The organism is Bacteroides sp. AF39-16AC, assembly GCF_003602735.1.
GTDB classification, from domain to species: Bacteria; Bacteroidota; Bacteroidia; order Bacteroidales; family Bacteroidaceae; genus Bacteroides; species Bacteroides uniformis.
The window spans coordinates 77907-90167 of record NZ_QTLN01000013.1 but is presented as its reverse complement, the minus strand read 5'-3'; the positions used below and the strand labels follow the sequence as shown (position 1 = coordinate 90167).

The window sequence follows — 12261 nt, the reverse complement described above, 5'->3', positions numbered from 1 at the left end:
GCAAGAGTAATGACTTATACAAAATTGTTATGGCAGAAAAGAATATAGTTCAAGAGACATTTCCCGTATTGGGAATGAGTTGCACCTCATGCTCCGCACGGGTAGAAAAGACGCTGAACCATCAGTCAGGTGTCAAGAAAGCGGTCGTAAACTACGCTTCGGCAACGGCAACCGTGGAATATGACCCTACGAGCTGTTCTTCCGAGACTTTGCAGCAGGCTGTGCAGGCGGCCGGATATGACTTGTTGATAAACCAGGACGGCAACACGCTCGAAGAGGCGGAAGAGGCCCACAACAAGAAATTCAGCGCATTGAAATTCCGCACAACCTGGGCCATCATCTTGTCTATGCCCGTTGTCATCATAGGCATGTTCTTCATGGATATGCCCCATGCCAATCCCATCATGTGGGCGTTGTCCACTCCCGTCGTATTCTGGCTGGGGCGGGGATTCTTCACCAGCGCCTGGAAACAATTGCAGCATGGCAGCGCCAATATGGACACACTGGTAGCCATCAGTACGGGGACCGCCTATCTGTTCAGCCTGTTCAACATGCTATTTCCGGACTTCTGGCTATCCAGAGGCATCCATCCGCATGTATATTTTGAGGCGGCAAGTGTCATCATAGCCTTTATCCTGCTGGGCCGCCTGCTGGAAGAAAAAGCGAAAGGAAACACCTCAACCGCCATCAAGAAACTGATGGGGCTCCAACCCAAGACTGTGACCATCATTGTGGATGAAGGACACGCTGTCCCTCACTCTTCCTTTGAGCGCGTTATCCCTATCGAGCAGATTCGCCCCGGAGACATCGTCCTGGTGAAGCCCGGAGAACGGATTGCCGTGGATGGCATCGTGACGGAAGGTAGCTCCTACGTAGACGAAAGTATGCTGAGCGGCGAACCGGTAGCAGTATCCAAGCACAAAGACGCCAAGGTCTTTGCAGGTACCATCAACCAGAAGGGAAGTTTCCGCTTCCGGGCAGAGAAAATCGGCACGGATACACTGCTGGCGAAGATTATACACATGGTGCAGGACGCGCAAGGAAGCAAGGCACCGGTGCAGCAGCTGGTGGACAAGATAGCCGGGATATTCGTGCCTACCATTATAGGCATCGCAGTGCTTGCCTTCATCGCATGGATGCTACTGGACGGAACCGGCGGATTCACCCACGGATTGCTGGCATTTGTCACGGTGGTCATCATCGCCTGCCCGTGTGCACTGGGACTGGCTACTCCTACCGCCATCATGGTAGGCATCGGCAAGGGCGCCGAAAGGGGCATTCTGATAAAAGATGCCGAAAGCCTGGAGATTGCCAAGAAGATAGACACCGTGGTACTCGACAAGACCGGAACGGTGACTGAAGGAAAACCGGTAGTCAGCAAGCTGATATGGAATACGCAGGCAATGACGCCCGGTACTGGCGCCACTGCAGGCAATGCGCTGTCGGACATTTTCTATAGTCTGGAGAAGCTCTCGGAACATCCGTTGGCAGAAGCCGTGGTGAACCACCTCAAGGAGTCGGCCCCCATAGACATTCAATACTTTGAAAGCATCACCGGAAAAGGCGTGAAAGGACGGGCACAAGGCCGGACCTACCTCGCCGGGAACCGGAAACTGCTGGAAGAAAACCATATCGCCATCCCCCCCTCCCTGCAGGAAGAGGCAACCCGACTGACATCGGAAGCACAGACCGTCATCTGGTTTGCCGATGAAGAAAACGTGCTGGCAATAGCCGGAATTACAGACCGGATAAAAGAAACTTCCATCCGCGCTGTCAGCGAGCTGCGCGCCGCCGGCATCGAAGTCCACATGCTGACCGGAGACAATGAGGCCACCGCCCGTGAGATTGCCCGCAAAGCAGGCATCGCCCACTACCAGGCCAGTGTATTGCCGCAGGACAAGGCTGCCTTCGTCAGCCGGTTGCAGGCAGAAGGCCGGAAGGTTGCCATGGTGGGCGACGGCATCAACGACAGCGCCGCCCTTGCCCAAGCCGACTTAAGCATCGCCATGGGTGGAGGCAGCGACATCGCCATGGATGTAGCCAAAATGACCATCATCTCTTCCGACCTGGCTAAGATACCGGAAGCTCTCTGTCTGTCGCGTCTCACCGTCCGGACCATCCGGCAGAATCTCTTCTGGGCATTTATATATAATATAATAGGTGTACCCATTGCGGCCGGAATACTCTATCCCATCAACGGCTTCCTGCTGAACCCGATGATAGCCGGTGCGGCCATGGCATTCAGCAGTGTCAGTGTGGTGAGCAACAGCCTGCTGCTGAAACGGAAAAGAATACATGAAGGAGAAGAAAACAAAGAAGTTGAACCGCCAACAGAAACAATCATGAAGAAAGAATTCAAAGTAGAAGGCATGATGTGCAACCATTGCCGCATGCATGTAGAGAAAGCATTGAACAGTATGGAAGGCATACACGCCACCGTAACCCTGAACCCTCCGGTAGCCACCGTAGAGTTTTCGGACGGTGAAAAGACGCTCGAAGAACTGCAGAAAGTAGTGACGAAAGAAGCCGGCGACTACACACTGAAGGCATAAGTGTAGAATTCATACGGTTTTCATACAGAAAAGAAGGAGGAAATCAAAGTAAATATCTACCTTTGCGCGCTAATTTACAGATAAAGATATGAACGCAAAAGCCAAAGGATATATTTTAGGTTCCATCGCCGCAGCCTCCTACGGCATGAATCCACTGTTTGCCCTCCCGTTGTACAAGGCCGGCATGGACCCGGACTCGGTACTTTTTTTCAGATACCTCTTCGCCATCCCGTTGCTGGGCATTATGATAAAGGCGAGAGGGCGGTCATTCAAGATACAGCGGAAAGAAACATTTCCGCTCATCATCATGGGATTGCTCGTGGCCCTCTCCTCACTGACGCTTTTCCTGAGCTATAACTACATGGCCGCCGGCATAGCGTCTACACTGCTGTTTGTCTATCCCATCATGGTGGCGCTTATTATGGCCATGGTTTTCAAAGAGAAGCTGGCACTGCAAACCATCGTCTGCATGCTGCTTGCACTGGGAGGTATCGGACTGCTCTACAAGAGCGAGGACGGCAGCACACTGAGCCTGATAGGGACACTGCTGGTTTTCGCGTCTTCCCTTTCCTATGCCATATACATCGTGGGCATCAACCAGACATCGTTGAAAAATGTGGCTACGCTTAAAGTCACCTTCTATGTCCTTCTCTTCGGCCTATCGCTTTTTGTGGCACGCCTGCTCTATTCCGGCGTACTGAACACACCGGACCAGTGGTATCTGTGGGCCAATCTGCTTGCATTGGCTGTCTTCCCCACCGCCATATCCTTCCTCTGCACTACCGGTGCCATCCAATATATCGGCTCCACCCCGACCGCCATTCTCGGCGCATTGGAGCCCGTGACAGCCATCTTCTTCGGAATAGCCGTCTTTGGAGAAAGCCTGACAGTCAGAGAAAGCTTCGGACTGGTGATGATTATCGTAGCCGTAACGTTCGTCATCGCAGGAGGCAATATTACAAGCCAACTGGTCCGTTTCAGGAAACTGTTCCCAAGACTCCCGATAAGAAGCAAGAAAAGAAACTAATCCTATAAAACCATCACCAACCATGAAGAAAAGTCTCTACCTGCTTTTACTGCTGTTGTTTCCTATCGGGCTGCAGGCTCAGTCCGAGGTTATAGTACTCCACCCGGATGAAGGCAAAGCCGAAGTGAACGAAGCCGAATACACCAGAATTTTCCTGGCAGGCACCATCGACATGGGCAAAAGCATAGACTGGCAAAAGGCAACCTGCGACTGGTTCCGCGCACGCCCCCAAGGTAAATACATCCTATACAATCCCCGAAGGGACAAGGGACTCAGCGGCGAAATGTCCGACTTTGAACATCAAGTGAACTGGGAACTGGAACATCTGGAAAAAGCCGACCTGATAATCATGAATATCCTGGCAAGCAGCAAGTCCCCCATCACCCTGCTGGAGATGGGACTGCACATGCGTTCGGGCAAACTGCACGTTATCTGTGAACCCGGTTTCTACCGCTACGACAATGTGCGGATTACTTGCAACCGCTATGGCGTTCCGTTATATCACAGCATGGACGAGTTCCTAAAGACTGTGCGTTAGGCAACTATCCTACCACATTCTGCTGCACTTTTCAGTTTAATTCTTTATCTTTGCTGCAAAGCAATGTAACAAAACTATATATTATGGCAACCTATAAAAGAATCTTATTGAAACTCAGCGGCGAGAGCCTGATGGGTGAAAAGCAATACGGCATCGACGAGAAACGCCTTGCCGAGTACGCAGCTCAAATCAAAGAAATCCACGAATTGGGAGTACAAATAGGCATCGTGATAGGCGGTGGAAACATTTTCCGCGGATTGAGCGGTGCCAACAAAGGGTTCGACCGTGTGAAAGGCGACCAGATGGGAATGCTGGCAACCGTCATCAACAGCCTTGCACTCAGTTCGGCTCTGGTAGCTGCCGGCGTGAAGGCCCGCGTGCTGACTGCCGTACGTATGGAACCCATCGGTGAATTCTACAATAAATGGCGTGCCATCGAATGTATGGAAGCAGGCGAAGTAGTCATCATGTCCGCCGGTACAGGCAATCCGTTCTTCACTACCGATACCGGTTCCAGTCTGCGCGGCATCGAGATTGAGGCGGATGTCATGCTGAAAGGTACCCGTGTGGACGGCATCTACACCGCCGACCCGGAGAAGGACCCGACAGCCACGAAGTTCCACGACATCACCTACGACGAAGTGCTGAAGCGCGGTCTGAAAGTGATGGACCTCACTGCCACCTGCATGTGCAAAGAGAATAACCTGCCCATCATCGTTTTTGACATGGACACAGTGGGTAATCTGAAAAAAGTGATGCAAGGAGAAGAAATCGGTACACTGGTGCACAATTGAATGGAAAATGGAGAATAAAAAATGAATGTTATTTAATTCTTAATTCTCAATTTTCAATTTAATAATTATATTTGCAAAGTTTCAAATCAAAGCTATTTCAAAACGAAAATAATATGAGAGACGTAAAAGACATCTTAGACGAAGCGCAAGAAAGTATGGACATGGCCATCATGTATCTGGACGAGGCACTGGCTCATATCCGCGCCGGAAAAGCCGATATCCGTTTGCTGGACGGTATCCGTGTGGATTCTTATGGAAGTATGGTTCCTATCAACAATGTGGCAGCCGTAACCACTCCGGACGCACGCAGCATTGCCATCAAGCCATGGGATAAGAGCATGTTCCGCGTCATTGAAAAGGCCATCATTGACTCCAGTCTCGGCATCATGCCCGAAAACAATGGTGAGATTATCCGTATCGGCATCCCGCCACTGACGGAAGAACGCCGTAAACAACTTGCCAAACAGTGTAAGGGAGAAGGAGAAACTGCCAAGGTAAGTGTACGTAATGCACGCCGTGATGCCATCGACGCCTTGAAGAAATCCGTAAAGGACGGACTGGCCGAAGACGCCCAGAAAGGCGGTGAAGAAAAGCTGCAGAAGATTCACGACAAGTTCATCAAGCAGATTGATGACATGCTGGCTGCAAAGGATAAAGAAATCATGACCGTTTAATTAAGTTGAAAACGGAAAATGGAAAGTTGAAAATAAACCGATATACCAAGTATAGAAGCCTTTCAACCTTCCATTTTCAACTTTCAACTTTCAACTTTCAATTATTTTGAGGGGACTCGTTATAAAAAACACCGGAAGTTGGTACTTGGTACGGACTGACGACGGAAGGGAGATTGAATGTAAAATCAAAGGGAACTTCCGGCTGAAAGGCATACGAAGCACTAATCCCGTGGCTGTAGGCGATTATGTGAACATCATACTGAACCAAGAAGGTACGGCCTTTATCAGCGAGATAGAGGACCGGAAGAATTACATCATCCGCCGCGCCTCCAACCTTTCCAAGCAATCGCACATTCTTGCTGCCAACCTCGACCAGTGCATGCTCATAGTGACGGTGAACTATCCCGAGACCTCCACTACCTTTATAGACCGTTTTCTCGCCTCTGCCGAGGCATACCGTGTTCCCGTCAAGATTATATTCAACAAAGTGGATGCCTACAATGAAGAGGAACTGCACTATCTGGACAGTCTCATCAACCTTTACACCACCATCGGCTATCCTTGTTTCAAGGTTTCTGCCAGAAAAGGGGAAGGCATCGACACTATCGAGAAAGAACTCAAAGGACGCATAACCCTCTTTTCCGGACATTCCGGAGTAGGGAAATCGACACTCATCAAGGCAATACTGCCCGATATAGAGATTAAAACCGGAGAGATATCCACCTATCATAATAAAGGTATGCACACCACTACCTTCTCAGAAATGTTCCCGGTTCCGGGCAACGGATATATCATTGACACTCCGGGCATCAAAGGTTTCGGAACATTCGATATGGAAGAAGAAGAGATAGGCCACTACTTCCCGGAAATATTCAAGGTATCTGCCGACTGCCGTTACGGCAACTGTACCCACCGCCACGAACCCGAATGCGCTGTACGCGAGGCTGTCGAGAAGCACTATATCAGCGAATCCCGTTACGCTTCTTATCTGAACATGCTGGAGGACAAGGAGGAGGGAAAATACCGGGCTGCTTACTGATTTGTCATTTTATCACCTTTCCAATCCATATTCTTACACTTTTTAACTCTTTATCTTTTAAACTATTCTCTTTTCCCGTAGTCTAATCTAAGGCTGATTTTATTACTACTAATACTACAACATGAATAAGAGAGTTAAATGGGGCATCATTATCGTGATTGGTGCCGGACTGATTGGAGGAGGAATCTACTCCCAATTACCTAAAGAGAATGAAGAATTAGCCGCTGCAGACAAGGTGATGACCGGTCAACGTAGCGGTAAGAAAATTCTAAACGTAAACGCAAAAATAATCAAACCGCAACTGCTGAAGGATGAAATACAAATCAGCGGCAGCCTGCTGCCGGATGAGGAAGTGGACCTTTCTTTCGAGACATCCGGCAAAATCATAGAGATAAATTTTGAAGAAGGCAGCTTCGTCAAGAAAGGACAATTACTTGCCAAAGTTAATGACCGGCCGCTGCAAGCACAATTGCAACGCCTCGTCTCCCAATTAAAGTTGGCAGAAGACCGCGTGTTTCGCCAGAACGCCCTGCTGGAAAGGGATGCGGTCAGTAAAGAAGCCTACGAACAAGTAAAGACCGAGCTGGCCACCCTGAATGCCGACATTGACCTGATAGAATCGAACATCGCACAAACTGAGCTGCGTGCTCCTTTCGACGGTGTCATCGGTCTGCGCCAAGTCAGTGTGGGTACTTACGCTTCCCCTACAACCATTGTAGCCAAACTCACCAAGATTTCGCCGTTGAAGGTGGAATTTGCCGTACCCGAGCGGTATGCCAATGACGTAAAGACCGGCGCCGGACTGGACTTCACTCTCGAAGGAAAGCTAAATACCTTCCACGCCACGGTTTATGCACGCGAATCAAAGATAGACCCTACTACCCATACCCTGACAATCCGTGCACTTTATCCCAATGCCAACGGAACTGTGCTTCCGGGCCGCTATGCCAGCATCAAGCTGAACAAGGATGAAATTCAGGACGCCCTTGCCGTACCGTCCGAAGCCATTGTACCGGAAATGGGAAAAGACAAGATATTCCTCTATAAGTCGGGAAAAGCCCAGCCGGTAGAGATTACTACGGGAATCCGTACGGAAGCGGAAGTACAAGTATTGCAAGGCTTGCAGGCAGGAGATACCATCATCACCTCGGGAACCCTGCAACTCCGTACCGGACTACCGGTAACACTGGACAATATCAATTGACAACTGTCAATTATCAACCGTTAATTATCAATTGTAAAGAATGAATATATCCGAATTAAGTATACGGCGACCGGTACTCTCGACAGTACTTACCCTGATAATCCTGCTGTTTGGCTTCATCGGCTACAATTATCTGGGTGTACGCGAGTACCCGTCTGTAGACAATCCTATCATATCAGTATCCTGCTCCTATCCGGGTGCCAACGCCGATGTCATCGAGAACCAGATAACGGAGCCTCTGGAGCAGAACATCAACGGTATTCCCGGCATACGCTCCCTCTCCAGTGTCAGCCAGCAAGGCTCATCACGCATTACAGTAGAATTTGAGCTTTCCGTTGACCTGGAAACCGCCGCCAACGACGTACGTGATAAAGTGTCGCGTGCACAGCGCTATCTGCCTCGTGACTGTGACCCTCCTACCGTATCAAAAGCCGATGCGGACGCCACCCCTATCCTGATGGTTGCCCTCCAAAGTGACAAACGTTCCCTACTGGAGCTCAGTGAAATAGCCGACCTGACTGTCAAGGAGCAGCTTCAGACTATTTCAGATGTAAGTAGTGTAAGTATCTGGGGAGAAAAGCGCTATTCCATGCGGCTTTGGCTGGACCCCATCAAGATGTCCGGCTATGGAATCACTCCTCTGGATGTAAAGAATGCGGTGGACAACGAAAACGTAGAGCTCCCTTCCGGAAGTATCGAAGGAAACACTACCGAGCTCACCATCCGTACGTTGGGTCTGATGCATACAGCCGAAGAGTTCAACAATCTTATCCTGAAGGAAGACGGTAACCGTATTGTCCGCTTCAGCGACATTGGACGTGCCGAACTGGGACCAGCCGACATCAAAAGTTATATGAAGATGAACGGTGTGCCCATGGTAGGTGTCGTAGTAATTCCGCAGCCGGGTGCCAACCACATTGAAATAGCCAACGCCGTATATGACCGCATGGAGAAGATGAAGAAAGACCTTCCCGAAGATGTTCATTACAACTACGGTTTTGACAATACCAAGTTTATCCGCGCTTCTATCGACGAGGTGAAGCAGACGGTGTATGAGGCCTTTGTACTGGTTATCATCATCATTTTCCTCTTCTTGCGCGATTGGCGTGTGACGCTTGTGCCATGTATTGTAATCCCCGTTTCGCTGATTGGAGCTTTCTTCGTCATGTATCTGGCCGGTTTCTCCATCAATGTGCTCTCCATGCTTGCCGTGGTGCTTGCCGTGGGCTTGGTGGTGGACGACGCCATCGTGATGACGGAGAACATTTATGTCCGCATCGAGAAAGGGATGCCACCGAAAGAAGCCGGCATAGAAGGAGCCAAGGAGATTTTCTTTGCCGTCATCTCCACTACCATTACGCTGGTGGCGGTATTCTTCCCTATTGTATTCATGGACGGTACGACAGGACGACTGTTCCGCGAATTCAGTATCGTGGTCTCCGGTTCGGTGATTATCTCCTCCTTCGCCGCATTGACTTTTACGCCGATGCTTGCCACCAAACTTTTAATCAAAAGGGAACAGCAGAGCTGGTTCTATCGCAAGACCGAACCTTTCTTCGAAGGGATGAACCGGGTATACAGCCAGTCACTGGCCGCCTTCCTGAAACGGCGCTGGATTGCCCTGCCCTTCACCATCGTCACCATCCTGCTTATCGGAGTCCTTTGGAATACTATCCCGGCTGAAATGGCGCCATTGGAGGACCGTTCGCAAATCAGTATCAATACAATGGGTGCCGAAGGAGTGACTTACGAATATATCCGCGACTATACCGAAGACATCAATCATCTGGTGGACTCCATTATCCCGGATGCAGAAGCGGTAACAGCGCGTGTGTCCAGTGGTAGCGGTAACGTACGTATCACACTGAAAGACATGAAAGACCGTGACTATACCCAGATGGAAGTTGCCGAAAGGTTGTCGAAGGCAGTGCAGAAAAAGACCATGGCACGCTCTTTCGTACAGCAGTCCTCCTCATTCGGAGGACGGCGCGGCGGTATGCCCGTGCAGTATGTATTGCAGGCAACCAATATCGAGAAATTGCAGGAGGTGCTCCCCAAGTTCATGACGAAGGTCTACGAAAATCCGGTATTCCAGATGGCAGACGTAAACTTGAAGTTCAGCAAGCCTGAAGCACGCATCAACATCAACCGTGACAAGGCGAGCATCATGGGCGTAAGCACCAAGAACATTGCCCAAACCCTGCAATACGGCTTGAGCGGACAGCGCATGGGCTACTTCTACATGAACGGAAAGCAATACGAGATATTAGGCGAAATCAACCGCCAGCAACGCAACAAGCCCGCCGACCTGAAAGGCATCTATATCCGAAGCGACAACGGGAACATGGTACAGCTGGACAACCTAATTGAGCTTACCGGCGGCATCGCACCTCCGAAACTGTACCGTTACAACCGTTTCGTTTCCGCCACCATCTCCGCGGGACTGGCGGACGGCAAGACCATCGGACAAGGTCTGGATGAAATGGACAAGATTGCCAAGGAGACGCTGGACGAGACCTTCCGCACCGCACTGACCGGAGACTCCAAAGAGTATAGGGAGAGTTCCTCCAGTCTGATGTTCGCCTTCATTCTGGCCATCGTGCTGATTTACCTGATTCTGGCCGCCCAGTTCGAAAGCTTCAAGGACCCGCTGATTATCATGTTGACGGTGCCTCTCGCCATTGCCGGCGCACTGGTGTTCATGTATTTCGGGGGGATTACGATGAATATATTCAGCCAGATTGGTATTATCATGCTGATTGGTCTAGTGGCAAAGAACGGTATTCTGATTGTGGAATTTGCCAATCAGAAGCAGGAAGCGGGTGAAGACAAGATGCGAGCCATCAAGGACGCCTCCCTGCAACGTCTGCGCCCCATCCTGATGACGAGTGCCTCCACCATCCTGGGATTGATACCGCTTGCCTACGCCACCGGCGAAGGCTGCAACCAGCGCATCGCCATGGGTACTGCCGTCGTAGGCGGCATGCTCATCTCCACACTGCTGACGATGTACATCGTGCCTGCCATATATAGTTATGTATCAACGAACCGAAGTAAACTGAAGACCGAATGAAACGCATTGTTTTAATTTTCATAGCCACTGCCTGCACAGCGCTGGGCCTTTATGCACAGCCTGCGCCTACCTACACCTTGAAGTCCTGCCTGGAGCAGGGATTGCTGAACAACTACTCCCTGCGCATTGTCCGCAATGAAGAGCAGGTCAGCAAGAACAACGCCACATTGGGCAATGCGGGCTACCTGCCCACACTGGACCTCTCCGCCGGCTACAAGGGAACCATAGACAATACCGAGACCAAAGCCCGAGCCACCGGAGAGACAACCAAGGACAACGGAGTGTTTGACCAAACTCTCGATGTAGGCATCAACCTGAACTGGACCATCTTCGACGGTTTCAACATTACCGCCAACTACCAACGGCTCAAGGAGCTGGAACGCCAAGGCGAGACCAATACGCGCATCGCCATCGAGGACCTGATAGCCAACATAGCCGCCGAATACTATAACTATGTGCAGCAAAAAATCCGCTTGAAGAACTTCCGTTATGCCGTATCGCTATCCAAAGAGCGCCTGCGCATTGTGGAAGAGCGTTACCACATCGGTAACTTCTCGCGCCTGGACTACCAGCAGGCCAAAGTGGACTTCAATGCCGACAGTGCCCAATACATGAAACAGCAGGAACTGCTGCACACCTCACGTATCCAGCTGAACGAACTCATGGCAAACAAAGATGTAGACCAGCCGTTTATCATACAAGACAGCCTCATCAACGTGACCGCCTCCCTGAACTTCGAGGAGCTGTGGAACGCCACCCTCACCATCAACGCCTCACTGCTACGTGCCGAACAGAACAATACCCTGGCCCGTCTGGACTACAAGAAAGTCTGCTCGCGCGACTACCCATACGTGAAGATGAACGGCGGATACGGCTACACCCTCAACAAGTATGACATCTCTGCCAACAGCCGCCGCAGCAACCTCGGTCTGAACTTCGGCGTCACGGTCGGCTTCAATCTGTTCGACGGCAACCGGCGCCGCGAACGCAAGAATGCCCGCATTGCCGTACAGAACGCTCGCCTGGAACGGGAGCAACTGGAGCAGGCCCTGCGCGCCGACCTCAGCAACCTATGGCAGGCCTACCAAAACAACCTGCAAATGCTGAACCTGGAACGCCAGAACCTTGTGGCTGCCAAGGAGAACCACGAGATTGCCATGGAACGATATATGCTGGGCAACCTCTCGGGAATCGAGATGCGCGAAGCCCAAAAGAGTCTGCTGGATGCAGAAGAACGTATTCTCTCCGCGGAATATGATACCAAATTATGTGAAATCTCCCTACTGCAAATCAGTGGAAAAGTAGCGCGCTATATGGAATAAGCAATATAATCCGTACCTTTACGCCCGATTTATCAGAA

General features: G+C 50.6%; 9 protein-coding genes. All 9 read left to right on the top strand.

Annotated elements, in window-relative coordinates; all coding sequences use genetic code 11:
- The first annotated feature begins 29 nt into the window (after nt 1-29).
- The gene (locus DW039_RS12270) at nt 30-2552 is read left to right on the top strand and encodes a heavy metal translocating P-type ATPase (RefSeq protein ID WP_120381987.1); all 2523 of its coding nucleotides are present in this window, start codon (nt 30-32) and stop codon (nt 2550-2552) included.
- 88 nt (nt 2553-2640) lie between these two features.
- Nucleotides 2641-3579, top strand: a complete 939-nt coding sequence (locus DW039_RS12265; protein WP_005824237.1) for a DMT family transporter — start codon at nt 2641-2643, stop codon at nt 3577-3579.
- Between the two features lie 22 nt (nt 3580-3601).
- Nucleotides 3602-4117 carry a nucleoside 2-deoxyribosyltransferase domain-containing protein gene (locus tag DW039_RS12260; protein ID WP_005824239.1) on the top strand — a complete coding sequence of 172 codons (516 nt, stop codon included), beginning with the start codon at nt 3602-3604 and terminating at the stop codon, nt 4115-4117.
- 83 nt (nt 4118-4200) lie between these two features.
- A complete protein-coding gene (pyrH, locus tag DW039_RS12255) occupies nt 4201-4911 on the top strand; it encodes a UMP kinase (protein WP_005835090.1) in 711 nt (236 codons plus the stop codon).
- Nucleotides 4912-5024: 113 nt separating this feature from the next.
- On the top strand, nt 5025-5585 hold the full coding sequence (frr, locus tag DW039_RS12250) for a ribosome recycling factor (protein WP_005824243.1): 561 nt from the start codon (nt 5025-5027) through the stop codon (nt 5583-5585).
- 106 nt (nt 5586-5691) lie between these two features.
- Nucleotides 5692-6624, top strand: coding sequence for a ribosome small subunit-dependent GTPase A (gene rsgA, locus DW039_RS12245; protein WP_120381986.1), 933 nt, complete (start codon nt 5692-5694; stop codon nt 6622-6624).
- Between the two features lie 121 nt (nt 6625-6745).
- On the top strand, nt 6746-7828 hold the full coding sequence (locus DW039_RS12240) for an efflux RND transporter periplasmic adaptor subunit (protein ID WP_117652454.1): 1083 nt from the start codon (nt 6746-6748) through the stop codon (nt 7826-7828).
- Between the two features lie 40 nt (nt 7829-7868).
- Entirely contained in the window at nt 7869-10901 is a 3033-nt protein-coding gene (locus DW039_RS12235) for an efflux RND transporter permease subunit (RefSeq protein ID WP_120381985.1), read from the top strand.
- Nucleotides 10898-12223: a TolC family protein gene (locus DW039_RS12230; protein ID WP_119958060.1), complete on the top strand. Its 1326-nt coding sequence runs from the start codon at nt 10898-10900 to the stop codon at nt 12221-12223. The genes DW039_RS12235 and DW039_RS12230 overlap by 4 nt, the downstream gene beginning before the upstream one ends.
- Nucleotides 12224-12261: the final 38 nt, after the last annotated feature.